The following is a 24,676-nucleotide window of genomic DNA, read 5'->3' as shown; positions in this document are numbered from 1 at the left end:
CCGCCTTTCAGTGGTGGCCCAGAAAGCCATACAGCTCGCGGCGCAAGCGCAGGAATTCGGGGTGCTCTTTGGTCAGCAACTGGTCGCGCGGCCGTTCGATCCTGACTTCCACCATGGCCGCCAAGCTGGGCTTGTTGGCGGTGGGGTTGGCGCGCAGGGCAATCACCCGGTCGCTCAGGTAGATGGCCTCTTCCAGATCGTGGGTGACGAACAGCACGGTCAGGCCGGTGGTGCGCACCAGGCTGGACAACTCGTCCTGCAGGCTCTCGCGCGTCATGGCGTCGAGCGCGCCAAAGGGCTCGTCCATCATCAGCAGCTCGGGCTCCTGCGCCAGGCAGCGCGCAATCTGCACGCGCTGCTGCATGCCGCCCGAGAGCTGGGCCGGGAACTTGGCGGCGTGTGCCGACAGGCCCACGGTTGCCAGCACTTTGGCGATGCGGGCCGGCTGCTGGTCGGCCGGGATGTGAGCCGCCTCCAGCGCCAGCGCGATATTGCCCTGCACCGTGCGCCAGGGCAGCAGCGCCCGGCCATAGTCCTGGAACACAAAAGCCACCTCGCGCGAGGGCCCGCTAATCGGCACGCCGTGGCGCCGCGCCGCGCCGGCGCTGGGCGTGACAAAGCCGGCGGCGGCGCGCAGCAAAGTGGTCTTGCCGCAGCCGGAGGGGCCGATGATGCAGACGAACTCGCCGCGCGCCACCGAGAAACTGGTGGGCGAGAGGATTTCGCGCCCGCCCAGGTGAATGGCTAGCTGGTCGAATTCGAGCAGGTCAGGGGTCATGGGATTCGTTGGTTTAGTATGAAATAGGCCTCTAGCGCTTATAGAATAAGCGCAGACAGCTATAAAAATAATAGCGTCTATTTGAAGATCAGCATCGTGGCGACGGGCGCGGTCTTCAGCATCTCCTGCCCATTCATCATCTGGATCCAGCTGCCGAGCGCACGCTCACCGACCACCGGGCCGGGCGGGGAAATCTGCATCTTTGCCACGGCGGGCGCCGGCAGGCGCAGGTACTTGGCCAGCGCTTCGCGCACCCGGCCATCGTTCTTGGGGTTCAGCATGAAGGTCGCGCCTTCCTGCACCGCCTGGGTAAAGGCTTTGACCGCCGCCGGGTTGGCCCGCGCCCAGTCGCGCCGGGCGGCATGAACAATGGTGGGCAGGCCCTCGGGCAGAAAGGTGGTGTAGAACGAGGCCACATAGCCGGTGCCGCCGTCGACGATGCGCGCCATGAAGGGCCCGGCCGTGATCACCGCGTCAATCGAGCCGCCGCGGATCAGGTCGGCGTGCTGCGGGAAGGGCGCCTCGATGAAGCTGACCTTGCGATAGTCCACGCCATTGCTCTTGAGCCACTGGCGAAAGGTCACATGCAGCAGCGCCCCCAGGCCCGGCACGCCGACTTTTTTGCCGACAAAATCTTGCGCCGTGCGAATGCCGGAGCCGGCGCGCGCCACCGCCGCCAGATCGGTGTAGGTCTTGGACAGCACACCGCCGCCGGCCAGCACCACATGGTCCAGGCCGCCATCGATCGACTGCAGGAACACGGTCGGGGTCGGGCCGCCCATCTGCAGCGAATCGGACTGGACGGCGGCCGGAATGGCGGAGTTCAGCGGCATGAATTTCAATTCCACGTCCAGGCCGCGCTTCTTGAAATAGCCTTCTTCGGCGGCGACAAACACCGAGGCGAAATCGCTGACCGCCGTGTAGCCGTAGGCGATTTTTGTCGTGCTTTGGGCCTGCGCGGGCAGGGCGGCGAGGGCGGCGGTGAAGGCGAGGCCGACGGCGGTTCGGATCAGTTGACGGCGTTTCATGGGGTCTCCAAAGAGTTAGAGGTGGCAGGAGCCGAGTGGGCAAGCGCTCGGTATAAACCTGCTTCAAGTTTGAATTGTACTAACGTACAATAAATTAAACATTCGTATAAACCCTGATTCTCAGGGTTTGACATTGACGTGTCGGCGCTGTGCGCTGGTGGCCGTCAGGGCGAGCGCGCGCTCAGTCGTCCGGCGACCGTGAAGCCGCCGCTGCCCTGAGGCGTGAGCACCACCATCTCCGCCGTGGCCGGTGAGATGCCGGTCAGCGCCTGGATGGTGGAGCCGTGCGACATCAACACCGTGTTACCGCGCGCCGGCGTCTGGCTGACCAGCGGTGTGAGCTCGGTCAGCTGTCGGGCCACGCGCTCCGGGTGATCGAACAGATTGCCCAGCGCCGATGCGAGCTCGGGCGTTTGGCCGAAGGCCAGCCGCGCGGTCTCAACGCAGCGGCACCAGGGGCTGGACAGCAGCCGTCCCACCGCCACGCCGCGTGCGTGCCAAGCCACGCCGAGCTGGCGCGCCTGCGCCCGGCCTTCCTCGTTCAGATTGCGCTGCGTGTTGCAATCGGCCAGCGTCATGCCCGGCGGGTCGCCCACGCCCGCAGTGGTCAAGGCGTGGCGGATCAGCACCACCTGGCCGCCGCCCTGCAGTAGCGACCACAAGGCCGCCTCGTCGGCCAAGGCGAATGGGCTCCAGGCCAGCACGGCCAGCAGCGTGAGAAGACGGGTGGTTCGGCTCAGCTTCATCATGCGGTTCTCCATGACGTCTTTCGGGTTGGGTGTTGATGCTACTGCGCGCGCTTTGCCCCTGTGCTAGGCTGAAAAAATGAGACGCCGCGATCTGTTGCTGCAGCTGATTCCCACGCTGGGCGCGGCGGGCGCGTCTGTGCAAGTGCAGGCCCAAAACATGGCGTTGCCGCAGCTGCTGACCAGAACCATCGACTCGTCCGGCGAGCAGATACCGCTGGTCGGGCTGGGCAGCTGGATCACCTTCAACGTCGGCAACGACCGCCCGGCGCGCGTGCATTGCGCCGAGGTCATGCGCCACTTCTTCGAGGCCGGCGGCCGCCTCATTGATTCCTCGCCCATGTACGGTTCCTCGCAAGGTGTGATTGGCGACGGCCTGCAAACGCTGTCGGCGCAGCGGCGCGTTTTTGCCGCCGACAAGGTCTGGACCTCGTCGAGCGGGGCGGCGCAAATCGAGGCCTCGCGCCAGCTCTGGCGGCTGCCGCGCTTCGACCTGCTGCAGGTCCACAACCTGGTCGCCTGGCAGGAACAGCTGCCGCTGCTGCAGGCCATGAAAGCGGCCGGCCAGCTGCGCTATGTCGGCATCACCACCTCGGAGGGCCGCCGCCACCGCGAGTTCGAACATCTTATGCGCAGTCAGCGCATCGACTTCGTGCAGTTCAGCTACAACCTGCTCGACCGCGAGGCCGAGGAGCGGCTACTGCCGTTGGCGCGCGAGCGCGGCATCGCCGTGCTGGTGAACCGGCCGTTTCGCCAGGGCGCGCTGCTGCGCCAGCTGCAGCGTCACCCGCTGCCGGCCTGGGCCAGCGAGATCGACTGCGTCAACTGGGCCCAGTTCGCGTTGAAGTTCATCGTCTCGCACCCGGCCGTGAGCTGCGCGATTCCGGCCACCCGCGATATCGCCCATGTGCGCGAGAACATGGGCGCCGCCCGCGGCCGGCTGCCCGACGAAGCCTTTCGCCAGCGCATGGTCGCCCACGTCGAGAGGCTGTGAGCATGTCCGACTGGTGGAGCTACCGGCTGTCCGACTTGCTGATGTTTTCGCCCGCGACCTACTGGCGCCTGATCGAGCTCTACCACCGCGAGGTCTGGCCGGCGCAGCTGGTCGCGCTCGCCGCCGGCCTGGTCGCGCTGGGGCTGGCCGCAAGCCGGCGCGCCGGTGCCGGTCGCGTGCTGGCGGCCCTGCTCGCTGCCATCTGGCTCTGGGTCGGCTGGGCTTTTCACTGGCAGCGCTATGCCAGTATCAACTGGGCGGCGCAGTACTTCGCCGTGGCCTTCGCGATTCAGGCTGTGTTGCTGCTGGGCTTGGGCGCCTTGCCGCGCGACGGGCACGGGCCGACTGCTGGTGTTGTTGGAATGGGTGTTCGCGTGCGGAACCTCGGCTGGCTGTTGGCCCTCAGCGGCGTGCTGCTGTATCCGCTGGCCGGGCTGTTCGCCGGCCGGCCGTGGACGCAGATCGAGCTGTTCGGGTTGACGCCGGAGCCGACGGCGCTGGCCAGCCTGGGCCTGCTGCTGGCCAGCGCACAGCCGCTGTCGCGCAGTCGGTGCTGTGTGTTGGCCGTCATTCCCACGTTGTCGCTGCTGGTGGGCGCGGCGACTTTATGGGTGATGGCGGGTGGCTGATTGAACCGCGAGGTGCAGTTGAGACGGATGCCTGTTGGTCGGCGTGCTGGCCAAATCTGTATCGCTGAATGATGAGGAAAGATTGATTCTTGGAAGTCAGGTATTTCTGGGCAATGGTCGGGTCTCGACCATCTTCGGTCGGTCGTGAGCGGCCGGTATGGAGCATGCCAAATTCACGTCAACGAGATGCGTCGAACCCGTCTTGAGCCCTCATTTTCCAGCTCCAAGCTCGGATGCCAGCACATTGCTTTAATACTACTTTTATGCGCACGGAACATTTGATGCAAAAATGATGCGTATGTTTCAGCGAGGTAGCTATGCGCGCCAAAGAGAAAATTCTTGATCAATTTCCAGCATTGAGTCCCACGCTCCGGGCCGCGGCGCGGTTTATCGTGGATCACCCCAACGATGTGGTGATTTCTTCCATGCGAACTTTGGCTGAGCATGCGAAGGCGCAACCCTCAACCTTGGTGCGATTGGCGCAACAACTTGGATTCAGCGGTTGGCCTGAGCTGAAGTCAGCTTTTGCGGAAGATCTGGGATTGCGCAGGGAAGGGTATGGAGAGCGTGCAAAGAACCTGACTACCAGAGGAAAAACAGCTGATCTGGTGGGGGAGCTTTTTTCGGCGCAGCAAGCCAACCTGGTACTGACCGAGGCACTTTGCGCATCGGCACTGAAAGACGCAGCCAAAGCGTTAAAAAAATCCAGGTCCGTGCATGTCGCCGGATTTCGAGCGAGCTTTCCGGTGGCGTATGCGCTGGTCTATGGCTACCGTTTGTTTCGGGATTCAGTGCATCTCATTGATGGGCAGGGCGGCGGACTTGAGATGCAAATGCGGTCTATTTCCAAGCAAGATGTCGTCGTCGCCATCAGCTTCGCACCGTATTCCCGCGAATCACTTGCCGTTGTCGAAGCAGCAAGAACTGCTGGTGCCAAAATCATTGCCCTGACTGACAGCAATGCTTCACCGTTGGCATTGGCATCCGATGTGCCGGTTCTTTTCTCCGCAACAAGCCCTTCGTTTTTCCCTTCTGTTGCCGCAGCGGTGGCTGTGACAGAGGCATTGCTGGAATTGCTTGTCGCGGATGCTGGCGAAGGCATTGTGAAGAAAATTGATCAGACTGAGCAAAGTCTCTTTGAATCAGGTGCCTACCTTCAGGCACCGACGCGACGCACCCCAATCCGGTGAATTGAATGGTGGCAAGGCGCCCGGAATTGGTGCGCGAGCGCACCAGTTGAAACATTTGTTGCGGAAATATTGATGCGAATCATCGGATGCCCTAGGAAAGTCCTTTGATATCCGCATTTCTTAAGTAAAAACCCCTATTGTTTAAATTTGGCACAAACGTTGCAATATCGGCTTGAAGGAATCATTTGTTGCTAGTTTGCAAAAGGTGAAACATACGTTTCCATGTGGGCGGCAGTTGATTTCCTTTTCATGGGGTCTGATGGTCAGGTCACATGGTGTTTTTACCCCGCAATTTTTGGAGACTCCAATGCGTTCCTCTTTCAATTCAATGCGCTTTGCAAAGCTGGCATTTTTGGTTGGCACATTCATCACGGTATCCGCCACCCAGGCATCAGCTCAAGAACTGACTGGTACGATGAAAAAAATCAAGGAAACCGGCACTATCACTCTAGGACACCGCGAGTCTTCAGTACCGTTTGCCTACTACGACGACAAACAGCAACCTGTTGGTTACTCCATGGACCTGTGCAACAAAGTCGTAGATGCAGTCAAGGCGGAGCTCAAAATTCCAAACCTGCAAGTGAAGCTGCAACCGGTGAATTCCTCAAACCGAATTCCACTGGTCAAGAACGGCGCGGTTGATCTGGAATGTGGGTCGACCGCTAATTACATCAAGCGCCAGGAAGAAGTTGGTTTTTCCGTATCAACGTTCTGGGTCGCCAAAAAGTTCATCGCCAAGACTGGCTCCGGACTCAAGACGATTGACGATCTCAAGGGTAAAGCCGTTGTTGTGACACAGGGCACCGACACTGCCACCTTGATCCGTACGATAAACGACGAGCGCAAGCTCGGCTTGGTTCTCATGTCTGGAAAGGACCACGCTGAATCCCTGCTGACTGTGGAATCAGGACGTGCCATGGCTTTCATGGAGGACGATGTTTTGGTGGCGGGTTTGCGTGCAAACGCTCGTGACCCTCTGGCTCTCGTCCTGCTGCAGGACTCTTTCGGTGGAGACCCCTACGCACTGATGATGAGAAAAGACGATCCTCAATTCAAGAAGATTATTGACTCTACTTTGACCAAGCTGATGGCATCTGGCGAAATCAAAAACATCTACGCAAAATGGTTCCAGGGGCCCATCGCACCCAACGGCGTGAATATCGGCTACCCGATGCCAGAAGGGCTTAAAACTCTCATCAAGACTCCGTCGGATCACGCCGCCCATTGATTCCGAGCACCACGTAACGGTTGGCACCTGTAGTCCAAATCGCATTTGGTCTGCGGACTGGATGTATCTGTTTCAACAGGACTAACCGATGCGTGGCAGACAGTCACAAAGGACTCCAAATCATGGCACTTCAGTGGAACGTTTTTTTTGAGCAAACGCCCGACCCAGGTGTCAATTACCTTGATTGGTTCATCTCGGGCCTTGGTTGGACGGTGGCATTGGCACTTTGCGCCTGGGTGTTGGCGCTGGCACTAGGTTTTTTTGTAGGTGTGCTGCGAACCCTACCCCCAAAGTGGGTGGTGAGACTCGGTGATGCGTATGTCGAAATCTTCCGCAATATCCCGCTTCTGGTGCAGTTGTTTCTATGGTATTTCGTGTTGCCTGAGTTGCTGCCAAAGGCGATGGGCGATTGGATCAAGGGAATTCTTCCACCCTGGGGACCCTTTGTCACTTCAGTTCTTTGCCTGGGATTGTTCACCTCTGCCCGGATCGCAGAGCAGGTCAAAGCCGGCATCAACACTCTGCCAAAGGGGCAGAAGAACGCAGCCCTTGCCCTGGGAATGACGTTGCCACAGGCCTACGCGAACGTGATGCTTCCACAGGCAGCCCGGCTGATCATTCCGCCACTTACCAGCGAATTCATGACAATTTTCAAAAATTCGTCTGTGGCACTCACGATTGGATTGCTGGAGCTAACCGCCCAGGCGCGCCAAATGAATGAGTTCACGTTCAAGACCTATGAAGCCTTCGGCGCAGCGACAGTGCTGTACCTGATCACTGCAATGATCGTGAATCGCTTCATGGCGGCCATTGAACGTCGCAGTCGCATTCCAGACTTGTTTGGACAAGGGGGACATTGACGTGGGTAATTTTGACTTCTCTGTAATAACCCGAGTCTGGCCCTACCTGCTTCAAGGGTTGGGATTCACGCTGGAAGTGACGCTGGTGGCCACCGTTGGAGGAATCGTCCTCGGCACTTTACTGGCATTGGGACGGCTCTCGCCTGTCAAACCCTTGTCATTGGCCTGTGCAAGCTATGTGAATTTGATGCGCTCTGTGCCATTGATCTTGGTGATCTTCTGGTTCTTCTTCTTGGTGCCTTCAATGCTGGGGTGGCTGATTGGATCGGAACGGCCAGTTGAAATAGGAACCACGCGCACGGCCTTGATTACATTCACCCTTTTTGAGGCCGCCTACTTCTGTGAAGTGGTGCGTGCTGGAATTCAGTCCGTGCCACGTGGTCAAGTTTCAGCAGCTTCCGCATTGGGGCTCACCTATTTCCAATCCATGCGGATTGTGATTCTGCCTCAGGCATTTCGGGCCATGTTGCCAGTGCTGCTAACCCAGACCGTGATCCTGTTTCAGGACACGTCCCTTCTGTATGTGATATCCGCCACGGACTTCTTGGGGGCTGCATCAAAAATCGCGCAACGAGATGGTCGTCTGGTGGAGATGTACAGCTTCGTAGCAATCGCCTACTTTGCCATGTGTTACGGCATGTCTACCCTTGTCAAGAAATATCAAAAGCGCTTGAACCGCCATTTGGTTCACGCTTAAAGAGAAATTGAGGATCAAATGATCAAGATCGATAGCGTCTCGAAGCACTACGGTGCCTTCCAGGTATTGAACAACTGCAGCACCAGCATCACAAAGGGGGAGGTTGTGGTTGTTTGTGGGCCTTCCGGGTCGGGCAAATCAACCCTCATCAAGTGCGTGAACGGCCTGGAGCCATTTCAATCGGGAACCATTGAGGTCGATGGCATCTCGGTTGGACGTGCTAAAACCGACTTACCAAAGCTACGTTCACGGGTGGGCATGGTTTTTCAACATTTCGAGCTCTTCCCCCACATGTCGATTGTGGAAAACCTCACAGTTGCACCAGTGAAGGTTCTGGGTCGCAGCAAGGATGAGGCAGTGCTCAAAGCTCAGCAACTCCTTGAGCGTGTGGGGCTCAAAGAACATGCGCACAAGTTCCCAGGACAGTTGTCAGGCGGCCAGCAACAGCGTGTCGCCATTGCGCGGGCACTCGCAATGGATCCCATCGTGATGCTGTTTGATGAGCCCACTTCAGCACTGGACCCCGAGATGGTCGGCGAAGTCCTTGATGTGATGGTGCAGCTTGCCAAAGAAGGGATGACCATGATGGTCGTGACCCATGAAATGGGATTTGCCCGCAAGGTCGCCAATCGGGTCATCTTCATGGACCGAGGAGAAATCGTTGAGGACGATGCAAAAGAAACGTTCTTCGCAGCGCCCAAATCTGAACGTGCACGCCAGTTTCTCTCCAAGATTCTCAGCCACTGATTGAAAAGCGGATACCCGTTTTCCAACATTTAGAAATTTCAATTCACAGTCACCAATATTTTCACCATGAGTCACATCGTCCATCGCTCACTTCTTTCCGTTCCCTTAACCGCAGTAGGTGCCAAGGGCATTCACATCACCGATCAAAGCGGCAAACACTACATCGATGCCAGCGGCGGCGCGGCTGTGTCCTGCCTGGGCCATGCGCACCCGGATGTGCTGGCAGCCATGCATGCCCAGATTGACAAATTGGCTTATGCCCACACCAGCTTTTTCACCACCGAAGTCACTGAGGCGCTTGCTGACCAACTGATCCGAACGGCCCCAGCCGAGTTGAATCAGGCCTATTTCGTCTCCGGTGGCTCTGAGGCCGTAGAGGCGGCCCTCAAGTTGGCGCGTCAGCACTTTGTCGAAATCGGACAACCGCAGAGAACACAGTTTGTCGCCAGGCAGCAAAGCTACCACGGCAACACCTTGGGCGCGCTGGCGGTGGGTGGCAACGAATGGCGCCGAAAGCAGTTCGCGCCCATCTTGATGGATGTGGGGCGAGTGTCCGCATGCTACGAGTACCGTGACCGCCAGACCGGGGAAAGCCAGGATCAATACACCCAAAGGCTGCTGGCAGAACTGGACGCAAAGTTCCAGGAAATTGGCCCCGGGAAAGTCATCGCTTTTGTTGCAGAAACAGTGGTCGGTGCAACCGCCGGAGCGCTTACGCCGACACCTGGCTATTTTCAGGGGGTGCGTGCCTTGTGCAACCGCTATGGGATTTTGTACATTGCCGACGAAGTGATGTGCGGGATGGGCCGCACAGGAACCCTGCACGCATTCGAGCAGGAGGGTGTTGTCCCTGACCTGGTCACGATTGCCAAGGGCTTGGGCGGTGGTTATCAGCCCATTGGCGCGGTATTGACTTCAAGTCGGGTGATGGATCCTCTGAAAAATGGAAGTGGCCTTTTTCAACATGGCCACACCTACATCGGACACCCAACGGCTGCGGCTGCGGCGTTGGCCGTGCAACAAGTCATTGAGCGCGACCATCTACTTGCTGCGGTTCAAGATCGTGGGGCGTACTTGCGGCAGTCACTGAGCGAACGCTTGAAGGACCACCCAAACATCGGTGACATTCGGGGGCGTGGGCTGTTCATGGGCATCGAACTGGTGCAAGACAGAAGTACCAAAGAATCGTTCGACCCCAGTCTGAAACTGCACGCCCTGATCAAGAAGCTGGCCATGGCCAATGGACTATTGGTGTATCCCATGGGGGGAACGATTGATGGGCGTGTGGGCGACCATGTTTTGCTGGCACCGCCCTTTGTCGTCAGCGAATCCGACGTGGACAAAATTGTGGACCTGCTGGCAGTTTCGATTGATCAAGCATTGCAAGCCGTCAAGGGTGTAAAGGCATGAGCGTGGACAGAATGCCCCCCATTGCGCAAGAGCAATGGAGTGCCGACCAACAGACGTATGCCCAAGAAATCGTCGACGGGCCGCGCGGTGGATTGATTTCTCCTTTTGTTCCGCTGCTGCGCAGTCCTGAATTGATGGCGCATGCCGGGCGCATGGGGGAATACCTGCGATACAGGAGTGCGTTGGGCTTGCGACTATCAGAGCTGGCAATTTTGATCACGGCCAGGCATTGGTCGCAGCAAGTTGAATGGGCCATTCATGTCCCCATTGCTGAGAGAGAAGGGATTTCTTCCGCAACCGTGGCCGCCATCTCGGACGGACGAATCCCTGAAAATCTGCCTGAAGATGAAACCGCCCTCTACAAGTTTTCCACGGAATTGCATCAAAACAAAAGCGTCTGCGATGCGACTTGGCTTAGGGCCAAGCAACATTTTGGAGAGCAAGGGGTGATGGATTTGATTGGAATCAACGGCTACTACGCGTTCCTGTCAATGGTGATGAATGCGGCCAGAACCGCAGTTCCAGAGTCCAATACCCCTCCTTTGACACCGATACCAGCGAACGTTATTTAGCAACGTACCTGCGTCACCGGCAATATGAAGGGAGTGAAGGGAGCTCGCAATCGAAGGGAACTTGAGGTAAATGACAGCTTTGTGGTTACCAATTGCGCCATGTGTATTTCCGTTTAGGGCACTCAAGAGCCGTCGACGAGGCAGGTCAGTTACCCTGGTTTTCAGTCGTTGATTGGCTGCTTTGAAGAGCGCCGCTTGAGGCCAGATCCATTTCGATAAAGGTCAGCGGATGGGTATCCAAGCCTGACTATGATCGCTCCCACTGCCATCCCGGCCCGAGGTAAACGATGGCAAGGCCCATGACTACGACGCTTCCTCCTTTCCCCATACGCACCGAGTGCCCGCCCGGCGCCTGCAATTGCGGGCGCGACGCGCTGCTGGAGAAGCCGGCTGGCGACCTGCGGGTGTTACGCCTGACCCGCGAGGATGAGAAGCGCCTTTTGCATCGGTTGGAAAACTTGAGCAGCCTCAGCGATCTGCGCGGTATGGAAGAGCGGATGGAACAGCAGGTCGGCATTCGGCTGAGCATCAGCACCAGCCCCAACGTCGTCCGCAGCCTGCGCGGCATCACGATCCTGGTGCATGAGCAGCCCGGCCTGTGCCGAAAGACGCGCCAGGCCATCCCGGCCGCCATCAAGCGCAGTCTGGCGCAGCGGCCTGAAATTTCCTACGAGATATTGAACGTCGGGGGCCTGTTCGAGAATTAGTTATTGCGTCATGCCCTGGGTCAGGGACAGCGCTCGGGCAGCGTTTCCCAGCAGGGTCAGAACCTCTTTTTGATCCGGTCCCGCATGCCGGTCAATGCGCCGCATGAACGGGCAGGTGAGGGCGGCCAGGGCGGTGTTGTCGGGACCCAGGATGGGAAAGGAAATATCCACCACGCCAAAGGACTGCAAACTGTCGCGTTCCAGGTAGCCACATGATCGAATGTCCTGCAGGGTGGTGGCCAGATTTTTCCCGGCCAGCGGGATCTCGCCTTCCAGCGGCGCATGTTCCGCCAGCATTCTTTGACGTGCGGCCTCGTCAGAAAACGCCAGCAGCACCTGTCCGGAGGCGGTCCCCACCAAGGTAACGCTCGCACCGCGCTGCAAAGCCAGGCCCCAGCCTCGCGGACTGTTGATCTGGGCGCTGATCAGCACATTGCCCCGGTCGTACACCCCCATGTGGCAAGACTGCTCGGACTTGCGTGCGAACTCATCCATGATGGGCAAAGCCTGGTTGATCAGCCGGTTCAGCGGTGGATGCATGTGCGCCAGCGCAAACAGCTTGAGGCTCAGGGCATAGCGATCACCGGAGATGGAGCGCATGACATATTGGCGCGCCACCAGGCGCTCCAGCATGCGGTAAATCTCATTGGCGTTGCGGTCCATTTCCTTCACGATTTCCGCGCGCGTCAGCCCCTGCGGCTGCTGGGCCAGTAATTCCAGAATGTCCAGTCCTTTGTCCAGCGCCGGCGCCCGGTAACGGTCGTCGGCAGTTTGTGGCGGGCCGCTGGCAGCGTCTGCCAGTGGTTTTCGCCCGCGTGTCTTGGGTGGTGAGGTTTGCATGGTGGGAAGTTTATGGGATGAATTGCCTGCGCCTGCCTGCAGGTCGGCAGATCGGGAACTAGGGTAAATGCCTATCTTTTGCTAAATAAAACATACCTACAATTTAGCTCAAATATGAATTGTTTTTTCATTAGTGAATTTATAAAGAGGATTTGAACCATGGTCAAGGGGCGTTTGCAGGGGAAAACAGTGTTGATTACGGCAGCCGCCCAAGGGATCGGGCGCGCCAGTGCCATCGCCTGCGCGGCGGAAGGCGCCACGGTGATTGCCACCGATGTCAGCGAGGCGCATTTGAAAAGCCTGGCCAAGGCCTGCCCCGGCATTCAGGTGGTGCTGCTGGATGTGCGCGACAGCGGGGCTGTGAATGCCCTCGCGGCACAAACACCGCCGCTGGATGTCCTGTTCAATTGCGCCGGCATGGTGGCCAATGGCACTGTGCTGGACTGCACCGAAGCGGACTGGGACAAGAGCTTCGATCTCAACGTCAAAAGCATGTTCAACATGATTCGCGCCTTTCTGCCGGCCATGCTGACGCATGCGCGTGATGACCGGGCCAGCGTGTCCATCATCAACATGGCCTCCATGGCGTCCTCCATTAAGGGTTTCCCCAACCGCTGCGCCTATGGCGCCAGCAAGGCTGCGGTGATTGGCATGACCAAGTCCATCGCCGCCGACTTCGTCAAGGAAGGCGTGCGCTGCAATGCCTTGTGCCCCGGCACGGTCGATACACCGTCCCTGCGCGGGCGCATTGCATCGGCAGCCGATCCCGCGCAGGCGGAACGCGACTTCATCGCACGGCAACCGATAGGGCGCCTGGCCACGGTTGACGACATCACGCCGATGGTGGTCTATCTGGCCAGCGATGAGTCCCGCTTCGTCACGGGCCAGTCCTTGCTGGTCGATGGCGGCGTGACGATTTAACCGCATCCTCCTTGTAAAGACCTGCTCGTGACCCCCATCGTTGCTATCAAAAATCTGAGCAAATCGTTTCCCGGTGTGCGTGCGCTGCACGAGGTGCAGTTTGAGCTGAACGCCGGCGAAGTGCATGCCTTGATGGGCGAAAACGGCGCCGGCAAGTCCACGCTCATGAAGATCCTGGCCGGGGTGTACAGCAAGGACTCGGGCGAGGTGCTGCTGGACGGCCAGCCGGTGACATTGGAAAGCCCGGCCCATGCGCAGGCGTTGGCCATCGGCATCGTGCACCAGGAGCTGCACTTGATGAACCATCTGACGGCGGCTCAGAATATTTTCCTGGGACGCGAGCCGCGCGGACGTCTGGGCGTGTTTCTGGACGAAGCGCAAATCAACCGCGACACCCAAGCGCTGTTTGACCGCATGCATCTGGCGCTGGCGCCGACGACGCTGATCAGCGAGTTGACGGTGGCACGCCAGCAGATGGTGGAAATTGCCAAAGCGCTGTCCTTTCGTTCGCGCGTTCTCATCATGGACGAGCCGACGGCCGCCTTGAACAATGCCGAAATCGAGGAGCTGTTTCGCATCATTCGCCAGCTCAAGGCGGAGGGCGTCGGCATCGTGTACATCTCGCACAAGATGGATGAAATCCAGCGCATCGCCGACCGGATCACCGTCATGCGCGATGGCTGCTATGTCGACACCGTGCCGGCCAGCACGCCGATGTCCACCGTGATTGCCATGATGGTCGGTCGTGAGCTGGAACACCACGAGAAGCGGATTCCCGACACCTCAGCCAACGAGCTGGTGCTGGAGGTCAACCACCTGCAGCGCGGCCGGGCCATTCGCGATGTCAGCTTCACGCTGCGGCGCGGCGAGATCCTCGGCTTTGCCGGCCTGATGGGCGCGGGTCGTACCGAGGTGGCGCGCGCCGTCTTCGGCGCCGATCCGATTGACGCCGGCGAGGTGCGCGTGCGCGGACGCAAGTTGCTGTTGCGCAGCCCTCGCGATGCCGTGCAGGCCGGCATTGGCTACCTGTCCGAGGACCGCAAGCACTTTGGCTTGGCCACGGGCATGGACGTCGAGTCCAACATCACACTGCCAAGTCTGAGCAGCTATTTGCGCTGGGGCATGTTCCTGAACCGTGCGGGTATCAACCAGATAGCCCGGACCATGGTGGACAAGCTGCGCATCAAAACGCCCTCGCTGACCCAGACCGCGCGTCTGCTGTCGGGTGGCAACCAGCAAAAAGTGGTGATTGCCAAATGGCTGGTGCGCGACTGCGAGGTCTTGATTTTCGACGAGCCGACCCGCGGCATCGATGTCGGCGCCAAGAGCGAAATCTACAAACTGCTCAACGACCTGGCCGCACAGGGCAAGGCCATCATTGTGATTTCATCGGAGCTGCCGGAAGTCCTGCAATTGAGTCACCGTGTTCTGGTCATGTGCGAGGGCCGGGTGACCGGTGAGATACCCGGTGACCAAGCCACGCAAGAAAACCTGATGGCGCTGGCCACACGGCGCGAGCTCGATGCGGCGCCCATGCACTGACGCCTCCCCTCACTGACGCTCTACCTACTTTTATTTCTGGACTTCACGATGCCGCAACCTACTCTTCTTCGCGCCTGGCTGGTCCGTCTGTCCGGTGCCCAGGCCAAGCAAAAACTGTTGGCGTTCGCCAGCCTCATCGCGCTGATGGGCATCTTCACCGCGCTCAAGCCGGATGCGTTCATGACGGCGGACAACATCATCGGCATTCTGCAGTCCACCACCGTCATCGGCGTGCTGGCCATCGCCAGCACCTTCATCATCATCACCTCCGGCATTGATTTGTCGGTCGGCGTCCTGATGACCTTCTGCGCTGTGATGGCCGGTATGTTCATGGTTAATCTCGGTTTGCCTTTGCCCTTGGGGGTGCTGGCTGCCATTGCGGTGGGGGCGCTGTCAGGCTGTACTTCCGGCCTGGCCATTACCAAGCTGAAGGTGCCGCCGTTCATTGCCACGCTGGGCATGATGATGTTGCTCAAGGGCCTGTCCCTGATCATCACCGGCGCCCGCCCGATCTACTTCAACGACGTGGACGGCTTTGACCAGATCGCGCTCGGTTCCTGGATCGGCGACGTCTTTCCCTTGCTGCCGATCCCCAATGGCGTGCTGATCATGTTTCTGGTGGCCATCGTCTGTGCGGTGGTGTTGAACAAGACCGCGCTGGGCCGCTATACCTTCGCGTTGGGCAGCAACGAGGAAGCCGTTCGCCTGTCGGGCGTCAACGTCGACCGCTGGAAAATCATCATCTACACCTTCAGCGGCGGCATCTGCGGCATCGCCGGCCTGTTGATTGCCTCGCGCTTGAATTCGGCGCAGCCTGCGCTGGGCCAAGGCTATGAACTCGACGCCATTGCCGCCGTGGTCATCGGCGGCACCTCGCTCAGCGGCGGGGTCGGCACCATCCTGGGCACCATCATCGGCGCCTTCATCATGAGCGTGCTGATCAACGGGCTGCGCATCATGTCGGTGGCGCAAGAGTGGCAAATGGTGCTCACCGGCGTGATCATCATCCTGGCGGTCTACACCGACAACCTGCGGCGCAACAAAAAGTGATGCAGAGCCTGATCAAGTCCTACCAACCCTCGCCAAGGAGACGCGCTGACGCTGTTCAAAACCTATCCCGCCCCCGTTATCCGACGATTTCATTTCACACCAAGTACAACTTCCACAGGAGACATTTCATGAACATGAAGAGAAAAATGCTGGCACTGACCGCTGGCCTCGCATTCGCTGGTTTCAGCAGCTTTGCCGCTGCCCAGGAAATCTATATTCCGCTGATTTCCAAAGGCTTCCAGCACCAGTTCTGGCAGGCCGTGAAACAGGGCGCTGACCAGGCGGCCAAAGACTACAAAGTCAAAGTGACATTCGAAGGCCCGGAGACGGAACAGCAAGTGGACAAGCAAATCGACATGCTGTCGGCGGCAATGGCCAAGAAGCCGAAAGCCATTGGCTTGGCTGCCCTGGACAGCAAGGCAACCATTCCTTTGATGAAGAAAGCCCAGGCTGCCGGTATTCCCATCATTGCGTTCGACTCGGGCGTGGACAGCGACATTCCGCTCACCACCACCCAGACCGACAACAAATCAGCGGCTGCCCTGGCCGCAGACAAGATGGCTGAAAAAATTGGCGGCGCGGGTGAGGTGGCCGTGATCGGTCACGACCAGACCAGCGGCACAGGCACCGGCCGGCGCGATGGCTTTGTGAATCAAATCAAGGCCAAGTACCCCAATATCAAGGTAGTCGATGTGCAATACGGCGGCGGGGACCACCTCAAGTCCGCAGAAATCGCCAAGACCTTGATGCAGGCGCACCCGCAGCTCAAGGGCATCTTCGGGACCAACGAGGGCTCCGCCATCGGCGCCGGCAAGGGCTTGAAGGAAGCCAAAAAGACCGGCGTGACCATCATTGGTTTTGACTCCGGCAAGGCCCAGAAAGACATGATCAAGGACGGCACCATTGCGGGCGCCATCACCCAGAACCCGGTCGGTATTGGCTACAAGACAGTCGAGGCCGCGGTGAAAGCGTTGAAGGGCGAGAAGCTGCCAAAAATCATCGACACCGGTTTTTACTACTACGACAAGTCCAACATGAGCGACCCCAAAATCGCCGCCGTGTTGTACGACTGATCGTGAATGCGTGAAAGACCTGTGCCATCGCGCAAGTCTTTCACGGGTTGAGGCTTCCAATTTTTGAAGGACATTTTGTGAAACTTTTACGCTACGGAGTAGCAGGTCAGGAAAAACCAGGGGTACTGGACGCGCAAGGCCGCGTGCGGGATTTGTCGACATGGATCGTCGACGTGGGCGCGCAGGCGCTGCTGCCTGAAAGCCTGAGCCGTTTGCGCGATATCGACATAGAGTCCCTGCCTTTGGTGCCGGGCCTGCCGCAAAAAGATTTGCGCCTGGGCCCGTGCGTGGGACGGGTGGGCAAGTTCATTTGCATCGGCTTGAATTATTCGGACCATGCCGCCGAGTCCGGCATGCCGGTCCCCCCCGAGCCGGTGGTGTTCAGTAAATGGACCAGTGCCATGGTCGGTCCTGATGACGCTGTCGAAATTCCTCGCGGCTCCGTGAAGACCGATTGGGAGGTCGAGCTTGGCGTGGTGATCGGCAAAGGCGGCCGCTATATTGACGAAGCTGACGCCCTCTCGCATGTGGCGGGCTATTGCGTCATCAACGATGTGTCCGAGCGCGAATACCAGCTCGACCGCAGTGGCACCTGGGACAAGGGCAAAGGCTGCGATACGTTTGGACCCACCGGCCCCTGGCTGGTCACCGCCGACGAAGTGCCGGACCCGCACGCCCTGAAGATGTGGCTGGAGGTGGATGGCAAGCGTTACCAAAACGGCAGCACGGCCACCATGGTGTTCCGGGTTCCGTTCCTGGTGAGCTACTTGAGCCGTTTCATGAGCCTGCAACCCGGGGATGTGATTTCCACGGGAACGCCGCCCGGCGTGGGCCTCGGACAAAAGCCGCCGGTGTACCTCCGGCCCGGGCAAACCATGCATTTGGGTATCGAAGGCCTGGGTACACAAACCCAGATCACCGTGCAGGCCTGAGGGCTGAGCGATCACATCCACCGACCATTTTTCACTTGAGGACAGCGATGAGCATCATTCAATCGATGCGCGTGATAGACGTGCGTTTCCCGACTTCCCAGCACCTGGATGGCTCCGACGCCATGAACCCGGACCCCGATTATTCGGCCGCCTACGTCATTCTTGAAACCGACCAGGCGGGCCTGGAAGGGCATGGCCTGACTTTCACGATCGGGCGTGGAAACGAGATCTGTTGCGCCGCGATTGAGGCCATGCGTCATCTGGTGGTGGGCCTGGACATGGCGTGGGTGACCGAGGACATGGGGCGCTTCTGGCGGCACATGACATCGGACAGCCAGCTGCGCTGGATCGGCCCGGACAAGGGCGCCATTCACCTGGCCACCGGCGCCGTGGTCAATGCCGTGTGGGACCTGTGGGCCAAGCAGGAAGGGGTGCCGGTGTGGCAGCTGGTGTCCCGCATGAGCCCCGAGGAAATCGTCCAGCTCATTGACTTCCGCTACATCACGGACTGCATCACGCCGCAGGAAGCGCTGGCGTTCCTGCAACAACAGGTGGTCGGCAAATCAGAACGTCTGGCCACGTTGGCGCGCGAAGGCTACCCCTGCTACACCACGTCGGCCGGCTGGTTGGGCTACGACGACGACAAGCTGCGCCGCCTGTGCCAGGAAGCGGTGGATGCCGGTTTCAACCATATTAAGCTCAAGGTGGGGCGCGACAAGGCGGACGATATCCGGCGCCTGCGCATCGCCCGCGAGACGATCGGTCCCGAGCGCCACCTGATGATCGACGCCAACCAGATTTGGGAAGTGAACCAGGCCGTTGAATGGGTGCGCGAGCTGGCGTTTGCCAAGCCCTGGTTTATCGAGGAACCCACCAGCCCGGACGACATCGAGGGTCACCGCGTCATTCGTGAAGGGGTCGCTCCGGTCAAGGTCGCGACGGGGGAGATGTGCCAGAACCGCATCATGTTCAAGCAACTCATCATGCGCGGCGCCATTGACGTGGTGCAAATCGACGCCTGCCGCTTGGGCGGTCTCAATGAAGTGTTGGCCGTGATGTTGATGGCCGCCAAATACAAGTTGCCGGTGTGCCCCCACGCCGGCGGCGTCGGGCTGTGCGAGTACGTCCAGCATCTGTCGATGATCGACTACCTGTGCATCGCGGGCACGCGAGAGGGTCGGGTGATCGAGTATGTGGACCATTTGCATGAACACTTCATCGACCCTTGCGTGATTCGCCATGCGGCTTACATGCCACCGCAGGCCCCGGGTTTTTCCATTGCGATGAAGCCCCAGTCCTTGCAGCAATATGAATTCAGGGGCTGATACAAAGACCAGCCGCGTCCACGGACAACGATGATGAAAATCGACACCCATCAGCACTTCTGGCATTACCAGGCACAGGATTTTCCGTGGATCAATGCGCACATGCCGGTGCTGCAGCAGGACCGCATGCCCGCTGATTGCCGGTCGTCGATGCAGGCCTGTGGCATCGACGCCGTGGTGGCGGTGCAGGCCCGCGGCGTGCTGGACGAGACCGACTTCCTGCTGGGTCTGGCAGCACAAGACCCGCGCATTGTTGGCGTGCTGGGCTGGGCGGACCTGACGGGGCCAGGATTGGAGGCGCAGCTGAATCACTGGGCCGATCACGTTGCCTTGCGCGGCTTGCGCCATATTCTGCAGGACGAGCCGGACATCACGACGCTGATCGGCAGTGCCGCCTTCAATCGAGGCGTTGCAAGTCTGCAAAAGCGGCAGCTTGTTTATGACGTTCTGGTGTTTGACCGTCAACTGCCGGCTGCGGTGGATTTTTGCGCCCGGCACGATGCCCATTGGCTGGTGCTGGACCATGTCGGCAAGCCCGCGCTGCGGGATTGGTTCAGCGACGCCGACGTTCCCCGGCGTTGGGCCGCCGGCGTTCGGGAACTGGCCGCGATGCCGCATGTGATGTGCAAATTGTCCGGTCTGGTGACCGAAACCAATTGGCAGCAGGTGGGCGTGCGGTCCATGGATGCCCGCGTGATACACGCCTGCTTTGACCAGGCGCTGGAGGCCTTTGGCCCCCTGCGCCTGATGTTCGGCTCGGACTGGCCGGTGTGCGAGCTCGCTGCGCCCTACGCGTCGGTCCATCGCATAGCCCAGGCGTGGGCCACGTCGCGTCTCACGGCGCAGGAGCAAGAGGCGTTTTGGGGCGGCAATGCCGTGCAGTGCTATGGCTTGCCGCTGCCGGCGGCGATAGATTGAAGAGAAGGAACTTTATGGACTTGCAACTCAAAGACAAAGTGGTGATCGTCACGGGCGGTGCCAGCGGCATTGGTGCGGCCATATCACTGACCTTGGCGCAGGAGGGCGCGATCCCCGTGGTGTACGGAAAAAGCCCTCTGCCGGAGGCGTTCGCTGCGCAGTTGACGGCCCTGCAACCGCGTTACCAGTTTATTCAGCTGGAGCTTTCCGACGATGCGGCCTGCCGCGCGGCCGTAACCCAAACACAGGCCCTGTTTGGCCGGATTGACGGCCTGGTGAACAACGCCGGCATCAATGACAACATCGGGCTGGATGCCGGGCGCGACGCCTTTGTCGGCTCATTGGAGCGAAACCTGATTCACTATTACGTGATGGCGCATTACTGCGTGCCGCACCTCAAGGCCTCCAGGGGCGCCATCGTGAACGTGTCGTCCAAGACCGCGCTGACCGGTCAGGGCAATACCAGCGGTTATTGCGCATCCAAAGGCGCACAGCTGTCGTTGACGCGCGAATGGGCCGCCGCCTTGCTTGACTTTGGGGTACGGGTGAACGCCGTCATTCCGGCCGAGGTGATGACGCCACTGTACGCACGATGGATCGCCAGCTTTGAGCAGCCCGAGGAAAAGCTGGCCAGCATCACCCAAAAAATCCCCCTGGGCCATCGCATGACGACGGCCGAAGAAATTGCCCGCATGTGTGTGTTCCTGCTGTCTGATGCCTCGTCGCACACCACGGGTCAATGGATGTTTGTCGACGGCGGCTACACCCACCTGGACCGCGCCTTATGAGACATTGCCGGGCGCTGGATTTGATTGACGATGCGACCCTCATAGCGGAATATGAAAAAGCGCACGAAATAATCTGGCCTGAGGTCCGTGACCATCTGCGGGCTTCGGGCATCACGAGCATGGAAATCTACCGGCTCGGAACCCGGCTGTTCATGATCATGGAGACGGACGATTCCGTGTACGGCACGCAGGCGGTTGTCGCTGGCGCCAATCCCGCGATCGTGGAATGGGAAGCGCTGATGTGGCGCTACCAATGGCCCACGCCCTGGACACCGCCGGGCGAGAAATGGGTGGGCATGAAACGGATATTTGATCTGGAGAGCCAATAGGCCTTGCCCATGTTGAATCTGTCCTCAAGAAAAATAGCCGCCCGGCTGACCCTTGCCTTTGGTAGCACCCTGTTGCTATCCGTGTTGTCGAGCGTGCTGGCTTTGAACCTGCTGAGCAGTGTGCAGGCGAACCTCGAAGCCATTGTCAAAGGCAATAACGTGCAGATAGCGCTGGCCCAGAACATGTCGCAGTCGGCGCACAACGTGGCGCTGATCCTGCAACGAGTATTGCTCTTGAACGAAGACAAGGAAATTCTGGAGGAGCAGGCCAGGTTCCAGGCGGAGAAGGCCCGCTATGAGCAGCTCGACGCGAAGCTGAAGACTTTTTCGGCGGATGAGGTCGACCAGATCAAGCGCACCGCCGTCGAGACCGCTGCCCGCAAAGCGTGGCCCCTGAACAGCCACGTCATTGAACTGGCAATCGCTCACAAGGACTCGGAGGCCGTCAGGTTGCTCAAGGAGGCCGCACCTGCGACCGCTGCCCTGCAACGGGCCATCAGCGACAACGTGAGTCATCAGGAAGACAAGAACCTGACCCAATACGAACATGCCCAAAGCAACTATACCCTGGCACGCAATGGACTGACCGCCTGCGCCGTCGGCACGGCCTTGCTGGCGGCCGTTCTGGCCTGGCTGGTGGTTCGTGGCATCGTGAGGCAACTCGGGGGAGAACCCGCCGACGTGGCGGTGTTGGCCAGCGCCATTGCAAATGCCGACCTCGCCAGCACGATACCCGTTCGGCAGGGCGATACGATCAGTGCAATGGCTGCCATGGCCCGCATGCAAGCGTCTCTTCAAAACATTGTCCGGGCGGTGCGCGCCGGCGCCAACAGCGTGGCCACGGCCAGTGCTGAAATCGCGCATGGCAATAACGACCTCAGCGCCCGGACCGAGCAACAAGCCAGTGCCTTGGAAGAAACTGCCGCGGCGATGGAGGAACTCAGCGCTACGGTCAAGCAGAATGCGCAAAGTGCTGTTTTGGCAAACCAGTTGGCCAGAAGTGCATCGACGGTTGCCGCGCAAGGGGGCGAGGTGGTGAGCCAGGTTGTCCAGACCATGAAAGGCATCAACGACAGTTCGCGGAAGATTTCCGACATCATTCAAGTGATTGATGGCATCGCCTTTCAAACCAATATCCTGGCGCTCAACGCCGCCGTGGAAGCCGCCCGGGCGGGCGAGCAAGGCCGCGGCTTCGCCGTGGTGGCCTCCGAGGTGCGAAGCCTGGCCGGGCGATCAGCCGAAGCGGCCAAGGAAATCAAGTTGTTGATCAACCATAGCGTGTCACGCGTAGAGGAGGGTGGCAACTTGGTGAACCAGGCCGGGGTCACCATGACTGAAGTTGTCCGCGCGATTGAGCGCGTCACCGGCATCATGGGGGAAATCAGCTCGGCCAGCCATGAACAGGCCTCGGGCGTCGCGCAGGTAGGTGAGGCCATCCGGCAAATGGACCTTGCGACACAGCAGAATGCCGCCCTGGTCGAGCAGATGGCGGCCGCAGCCGGCGGTCTGAAGTCGCAAGCCCATGAACTGGTGAGCACGGTGATGGTGTTCAAACTCGCGGGACAGAATCAGGCGCAGGTCTTGTTGCACTAGCCGTTATGCTGGACCGAATCAAGGCCGTGCTGCCCTCGCCGTCGCTTGCAGGTTTGGCCCAGATCAAACGCCAAACATATGTATATTGCAATGGGTCCAATAGCGCTAGAAATCGGGATTTCCCGCCTCGTTTTACCGCTTTATTGCTGGCTATCAGGGTTTTCGTTAATTCCTATTTTCGTATCAATAGCCTTGAAATATCTATTGGATATATATGCTTGCGCTCCGTATCATCTGCCGACAGGAGCGGGGCACCCGATTGTCAGGCTCTTGACTTCGGTTGAATCTCGTGCCCGTTCAATGACTATTGCTTGAGGAGACTTTGATGAAACAAAACCGACGTACCCTGATCGCCTCGCTTGTTGCGGCGTCCTGATTGACTGATCGTGTTGATCAACCTGAATCAGGCCACAAGCCCGCAACTGCCCATGCCAGTGCTGACGCGCTTGGGCGTGGCCAAGCAGTTCGGTGAGCACGGCGATGGTGTTTCAGCGCGTGCGAAATCAGGCGCAGGCGTTGTTGCATCAGCTGCCATGCTGGAGCGAATCAAAGCCGCTTTGCCCTCGCTGTCGCCTGCAGAGTTGCGGGTAGGCCAGCTCCTGTTGATTGACGCGAAGTGCTTTGCCAAATCGTCCGTCAGTGAATTGGCGTGCCAGGCACAAGTGAGCAAGCCGACGGTGGTGCGTTTCTGCCGCAGCGTCGGGTATGACGGCTTGTCGGATTTCAAGCGCAAGCTGGCAGGCGGTGTTGAAGAAGGCGTGCCGTTCATTCATCGTTGTGTCGATGCCGAAGACAAGACGGGGGTCATCCTGGTCAAGGTCATTGACAACACCATGGCGGCCTTTTCGGCCTACCGCCACGGTGCCAATATTGTCGCGATAGAGGCAGTAGCCACCCTTTTGGCCGACGCCCATAGCAGGGGCAAACGCATCGAATTTTTTGGCGCGGGAACGTCCGGAATGATTGCGCAGGATGCGCAGCACAAATTCTTTCGGCTGGGGATCAACACCCATGCCAACAGCGACGCCCACTTTCAAGTCATGAGCGCGACGATGCTGCGCCCTGGCGATTGCGTCGTCATCATTTCCAGCTCTGGCCGCACCCGCGATCTGCTGGACGCCTGCGCCATCGCACGGAAGAATGGTGCCACCACCATTGTCATCACGGCCAGTGGTACGCCGCTGGCTTCAGCAGGCCACATGCATCTGGCTGCTGATCACTCGGAGCTCTGTGAGCGGTTTATCCCGATGGTCTCGCGTCTGCTGCATCTGTTGATCATCGACGTACTTTCCACCTGTGTGGCCTTGCGCCTCGACACCGGCAAGCTGCAACCCTTGTTGCGCGAAGTCGTACACAACCTGCGCAGCAAACGGTACGGATAAGCGCACATGCCGGGCCAGCCGCCGGGCAAGGTGGTGAACCGCGAGCTTAACTATTTTTCTCGGCGCCGTAAGTCGACGGGCTGACGCCGGCATGCGCCAGAAACTCGCGCACCTGCTTGATCAGGTCGCGCGAACAGTCGCTGTTGTGGTGCGGATGGTGAAAAAAATCGCTGACCTTGTTGAGCGACACTTTGAAGCGCGCGCCGTGCGATGGTTCGACGGTCGCGCCGAGATGGTTCAGCAGCGACTCAAGCTCCCGCCAGTGGATGTTGGCGGGCAGCGGGTCCTGGAAAATCGTGCACAGCAGTGCGTAGTGTTTGTGGCTCATGGCGGGTCTCCCGTGCGTGTCGGTTGGTCATCGGGAAGAGCTTACCAAGATCACGCGTGCTGCATATCG

At 59.4% G+C, this 24,676-nt stretch carries 26 protein-coding genes; 21 read left to right on the top strand and 5 right to left on the bottom strand.

What is annotated here, in order from left to right:
• Positions 1-7: 7 nt before the first annotated feature.
• The 3 genes from C5P05_RS22235 to C5P05_RS22225 all read right to left on the bottom strand — a co-directional run bounded on the left by C5P05_RS22235 (position 8) and on the right by C5P05_RS22225 (position 2,555).
• Complete coding sequence (locus C5P05_RS22235) at positions 8-778, bottom strand: ABC transporter ATP-binding protein (RefSeq protein ID WP_114972033.1); 771 nt, start codon at positions 776-778, stop codon at positions 8-10.
• A gap of 77 nt (positions 779-855) precedes the next feature.
• Positions 856-1,806, bottom strand: a complete 951-nt coding sequence (locus C5P05_RS22230) for an ABC transporter substrate-binding protein (protein WP_114972032.1) — start codon at positions 1,804-1,806, stop codon at positions 856-858.
• A 164-nt stretch (positions 1,807-1,970) separates the two neighbouring features.
• The gene (locus C5P05_RS22225) at positions 1,971-2,555 is read right to left on the bottom strand and encodes a histidine phosphatase family protein (protein ID WP_157979428.1); all 585 of its coding nucleotides are present in this window, start codon (positions 2,553-2,555) and stop codon (positions 1,971-1,973) included.
• A gap of 76 nt (positions 2,556-2,631) precedes the next feature.
• Between C5P05_RS22225 and C5P05_RS22220 the strand changes: the two genes are divergently transcribed.
• From C5P05_RS22220 to C5P05_RS22175, 10 genes are all read left to right on the top strand, one after another.
• Positions 2,632-3,546, top strand: a complete 915-nt coding sequence (locus tag C5P05_RS22220) for an aldo/keto reductase (protein WP_114972030.1) — start codon at positions 2,632-2,634, stop codon at positions 3,544-3,546.
• A 2-nt stretch (positions 3,547-3,548) separates the two neighbouring features.
• Complete coding sequence (locus C5P05_RS22215) at positions 3,549-4,175, top strand: DUF6064 family protein (protein ID WP_114972029.1); 627 nt, start codon at positions 3,549-3,551, stop codon at positions 4,173-4,175.
• 317 nt (positions 4,176-4,492) lie between these two features.
• On the top strand, positions 4,493-5,365 hold the full coding sequence (locus C5P05_RS22210; protein WP_114972028.1) for a MurR/RpiR family transcriptional regulator: 873 nt from the start codon (positions 4,493-4,495) through the stop codon (positions 5,363-5,365).
• A gap of 328 nt (positions 5,366-5,693) precedes the next feature.
• The gene (locus C5P05_RS22205) at positions 5,694-6,593 is read left to right on the top strand and encodes a transporter substrate-binding domain-containing protein (protein ID WP_114972093.1); all 900 of its coding nucleotides are present in this window, start codon (positions 5,694-5,696) and stop codon (positions 6,591-6,593) included.
• A gap of 122 nt (positions 6,594-6,715) precedes the next feature.
• The gene (locus C5P05_RS22200) at positions 6,716-7,453 is read left to right on the top strand and encodes an amino acid ABC transporter permease (RefSeq protein ID WP_114972027.1); all 738 of its coding nucleotides are present in this window, start codon (positions 6,716-6,718) and stop codon (positions 7,451-7,453) included.
• 1 nt (position 7,454) lies between these two features.
• Complete coding sequence (locus C5P05_RS22195; protein WP_114972092.1) at positions 7,455-8,150, top strand: amino acid ABC transporter permease; 696 nt, start codon at positions 7,455-7,457, stop codon at positions 8,148-8,150.
• Between the two features lie 18 nt (positions 8,151-8,168).
• A complete protein-coding gene (locus C5P05_RS22190) occupies positions 8,169-8,897 on the top strand; it encodes an amino acid ABC transporter ATP-binding protein (protein WP_114972026.1) in 729 nt (242 codons plus the stop codon).
• Positions 8,898-8,963: 66 nt separating this feature from the next.
• Positions 8,964-10,307: an aspartate aminotransferase family protein gene (locus tag C5P05_RS22185; RefSeq protein ID WP_114972025.1), complete on the top strand. Its 1,344-nt coding sequence runs from the start codon at positions 8,964-8,966 to the stop codon at positions 10,305-10,307.
• Positions 10,308-10,309: 2 nt separating this feature from the next.
• On the top strand, positions 10,310-10,879 hold the full coding sequence (locus C5P05_RS22180; RefSeq protein ID WP_114972091.1) for a carboxymuconolactone decarboxylase family protein: 570 nt from the start codon (positions 10,310-10,312) through the stop codon (positions 10,877-10,879).
• 299 nt (positions 10,880-11,178) lie between these two features.
• On the top strand, positions 11,179-11,586 hold the full coding sequence (locus C5P05_RS22175; RefSeq protein WP_114972024.1) for a hypothetical protein: 408 nt from the start codon (positions 11,179-11,181) through the stop codon (positions 11,584-11,586).
• Here C5P05_RS22175 and C5P05_RS22170 read toward each other — a convergent pair whose 3' ends face one another.
• Positions 11,587-12,426 (bottom strand): IclR family transcriptional regulator, encoded by an 840-nt coding sequence (locus C5P05_RS22170; protein ID WP_114972023.1) that lies wholly within the window; start codon positions 12,424-12,426, stop codon positions 11,587-11,589.
• A gap of 159 nt (positions 12,427-12,585) precedes the next feature.
• Here C5P05_RS22170 and C5P05_RS22165 point away from each other — a divergent pair, with 159 nt between their 5' ends.
• From C5P05_RS22165 to C5P05_RS22115, 11 genes are all read left to right on the top strand, one after another.
• Entirely contained in the window at positions 12,586-13,347 is a 762-nt protein-coding gene (locus C5P05_RS22165; protein WP_114972022.1) for an SDR family oxidoreductase, read from the top strand.
• 27 nt (positions 13,348-13,374) lie between these two features.
• A complete protein-coding gene (locus C5P05_RS22160; RefSeq protein WP_114972021.1) occupies positions 13,375-14,889 on the top strand; it encodes a sugar ABC transporter ATP-binding protein in 1,515 nt (504 codons plus the stop codon).
• A 48-nt stretch (positions 14,890-14,937) separates the two neighbouring features.
• The gene (locus C5P05_RS22155; RefSeq protein WP_114972020.1) at positions 14,938-15,939 is read left to right on the top strand and encodes an ABC transporter permease; all 1,002 of its coding nucleotides are present in this window, start codon (positions 14,938-14,940) and stop codon (positions 15,937-15,939) included.
• A gap of 128 nt (positions 15,940-16,067) precedes the next feature.
• The gene (locus C5P05_RS22150) at positions 16,068-17,012 is read left to right on the top strand and encodes an ABC transporter substrate-binding protein (RefSeq protein ID WP_198674822.1); all 945 of its coding nucleotides are present in this window, start codon (positions 16,068-16,070) and stop codon (positions 17,010-17,012) included.
• Positions 17,013-17,089: 77 nt separating this feature from the next.
• Positions 17,090-17,944 (top strand): fumarylacetoacetate hydrolase family protein, encoded by an 855-nt coding sequence (locus C5P05_RS22145; protein ID WP_114972019.1) that lies wholly within the window; start codon positions 17,090-17,092, stop codon positions 17,942-17,944.
• Between the two features lie 47 nt (positions 17,945-17,991).
• Entirely contained in the window at positions 17,992-19,269 is a 1,278-nt protein-coding gene (locus C5P05_RS22140) for an L-fuconate dehydratase (RefSeq protein WP_114972018.1), read from the top strand.
• Positions 19,270-19,302: 33 nt separating this feature from the next.
• Entirely contained in the window at positions 19,303-20,187 is an 885-nt protein-coding gene (locus tag C5P05_RS22135; protein WP_232834621.1) for an amidohydrolase family protein, read from the top strand.
• Between the two features lie 14 nt (positions 20,188-20,201).
• Positions 20,202-20,975 (top strand): SDR family oxidoreductase, encoded by a 774-nt coding sequence (locus C5P05_RS22130; RefSeq protein ID WP_114972016.1) that lies wholly within the window; start codon positions 20,202-20,204, stop codon positions 20,973-20,975.
• Positions 20,972-21,304: an L-rhamnose mutarotase gene (locus C5P05_RS22125; protein WP_114972015.1), complete on the top strand. Its 333-nt coding sequence runs from the start codon at positions 20,972-20,974 to the stop codon at positions 21,302-21,304. The genes C5P05_RS22130 and C5P05_RS22125 overlap by 4 nt, the downstream gene beginning before the upstream one ends.
• 9 nt (positions 21,305-21,313) lie before the next feature.
• Complete coding sequence (locus C5P05_RS35035; protein WP_114972014.1) at positions 21,314-22,897, top strand: methyl-accepting chemotaxis protein; 1,584 nt, start codon at positions 21,314-21,316, stop codon at positions 22,895-22,897.
• A gap of 533 nt (positions 22,898-23,430) precedes the next feature.
• A complete protein-coding gene (locus tag C5P05_RS22115; protein WP_114972089.1) occupies positions 23,431-24,279 on the top strand; it encodes a MurR/RpiR family transcriptional regulator in 849 nt (282 codons plus the stop codon).
• 46 nt (positions 24,280-24,325) lie between these two features.
• On the opposite strand, the gene C5P05_RS22110 is transcribed toward C5P05_RS22115, so the two are convergent.
• The gene (locus C5P05_RS22110) at positions 24,326-24,607 is read right to left on the bottom strand and encodes a type II toxin-antitoxin system HicA family toxin (protein ID WP_114972013.1); all 282 of its coding nucleotides are present in this window, start codon (positions 24,605-24,607) and stop codon (positions 24,326-24,328) included.
• Between the last annotated feature and the right edge of the window lie 69 nt (positions 24,608-24,676).

This window comes from Rhodoferax ferrireducens, assembly GCF_003347515.1.
In the GTDB taxonomy this organism is placed as follows: domain Bacteria; phylum Pseudomonadota; class Gammaproteobacteria; order Burkholderiales; family Burkholderiaceae_C; genus Rhodoferax.
Note: the sequence above shows the minus strand (reverse complement) of the source record. Positions and strands in the feature narration are given on the sequence as shown.

Bases quoted from the DNA above. Each gene is read 5' to 3' on its own strand.
- C5P05_RS22235 (WP_114972033.1), bottom strand. From the start codon at position 778: ATGACCCCTGACCTGCTCGAATTCGACCAGCTAGCCATTCACCTGGGC.
- C5P05_RS22230 (WP_114972032.1), bottom strand. From the start codon at position 1,806: ATGAAACGCCGTCAACTGATCCGAACCGCCGTCGGCCTCGCCTTCACC.
- C5P05_RS22225 (WP_157979428.1), bottom strand. From the start codon at position 2,555: ATGATGAAGCTGAGCCGAACCACCCGTCTTCTCACGCTGCTGGCCGTG.
- C5P05_RS22220 (WP_114972030.1), top strand. From the start codon at position 2,632: ATGAGACGCCGCGATCTGTTGCTGCAGCTGATTCCCACGCTGGGCGCG.
- C5P05_RS22215 (WP_114972029.1), top strand. From the start codon at position 3,549: ATGTCCGACTGGTGGAGCTACCGGCTGTCCGACTTGCTGATGTTTTCG.
- C5P05_RS22210 (WP_114972028.1), top strand. From the start codon at position 4,493: ATGCGCGCCAAAGAGAAAATTCTTGATCAATTTCCAGCATTGAGTCCC.
- C5P05_RS22205 (WP_114972093.1), top strand. From the start codon at position 5,694: ATGCGCTTTGCAAAGCTGGCATTTTTGGTTGGCACATTCATCACGGTA.
- C5P05_RS22200 (WP_114972027.1), top strand. From the start codon at position 6,716: ATGGCACTTCAGTGGAACGTTTTTTTTGAGCAAACGCCCGACCCAGGT.
- C5P05_RS22190 (WP_114972026.1), top strand. From the start codon at position 8,169: ATGATCAAGATCGATAGCGTCTCGAAGCACTACGGTGCCTTCCAGGTA.
- C5P05_RS22185 (WP_114972025.1), top strand. From the start codon at position 8,964: ATGAGTCACATCGTCCATCGCTCACTTCTTTCCGTTCCCTTAACCGCA.
- C5P05_RS22175 (WP_114972024.1), top strand. From the start codon at position 11,179: ATGACTACGACGCTTCCTCCTTTCCCCATACGCACCGAGTGCCCGCCC.
- C5P05_RS22170 (WP_114972023.1), bottom strand. From the start codon at position 12,426: ATGCAAACCTCACCACCCAAGACACGCGGGCGAAAACCACTGGCAGAC.
- C5P05_RS22165 (WP_114972022.1), top strand. From the start codon at position 12,586: ATGGTCAAGGGGCGTTTGCAGGGGAAAACAGTGTTGATTACGGCAGCC.
- C5P05_RS22155 (WP_114972020.1), top strand. From the start codon at position 14,938: ATGCCGCAACCTACTCTTCTTCGCGCCTGGCTGGTCCGTCTGTCCGGT.
- C5P05_RS22150 (WP_198674822.1), top strand. From the start codon at position 16,068: ATGAACATGAAGAGAAAAATGCTGGCACTGACCGCTGGCCTCGCATTC.
- C5P05_RS22140 (WP_114972018.1), top strand. From the start codon at position 17,992: ATGAGCATCATTCAATCGATGCGCGTGATAGACGTGCGTTTCCCGACT.
- C5P05_RS22135 (WP_232834621.1), top strand. From the start codon at position 19,303: ATGAAAATCGACACCCATCAGCACTTCTGGCATTACCAGGCACAGGAT.
- C5P05_RS22130 (WP_114972016.1), top strand. From the start codon at position 20,202: ATGGACTTGCAACTCAAAGACAAAGTGGTGATCGTCACGGGCGGTGCC.
- C5P05_RS22125 (WP_114972015.1), top strand. From the start codon at position 20,972: ATGAGACATTGCCGGGCGCTGGATTTGATTGACGATGCGACCCTCATA.
- C5P05_RS35035 (WP_114972014.1), top strand. From the start codon at position 21,314: ATGTTGAATCTGTCCTCAAGAAAAATAGCCGCCCGGCTGACCCTTGCC.
- C5P05_RS22115 (WP_114972089.1), top strand. From the start codon at position 23,431: ATGCTGGAGCGAATCAAAGCCGCTTTGCCCTCGCTGTCGCCTGCAGAG.
- C5P05_RS22110 (WP_114972013.1), bottom strand. From the start codon at position 24,607: ATGAGCCACAAACACTACGCACTGCTGTGCACGATTTTCCAGGACCCG.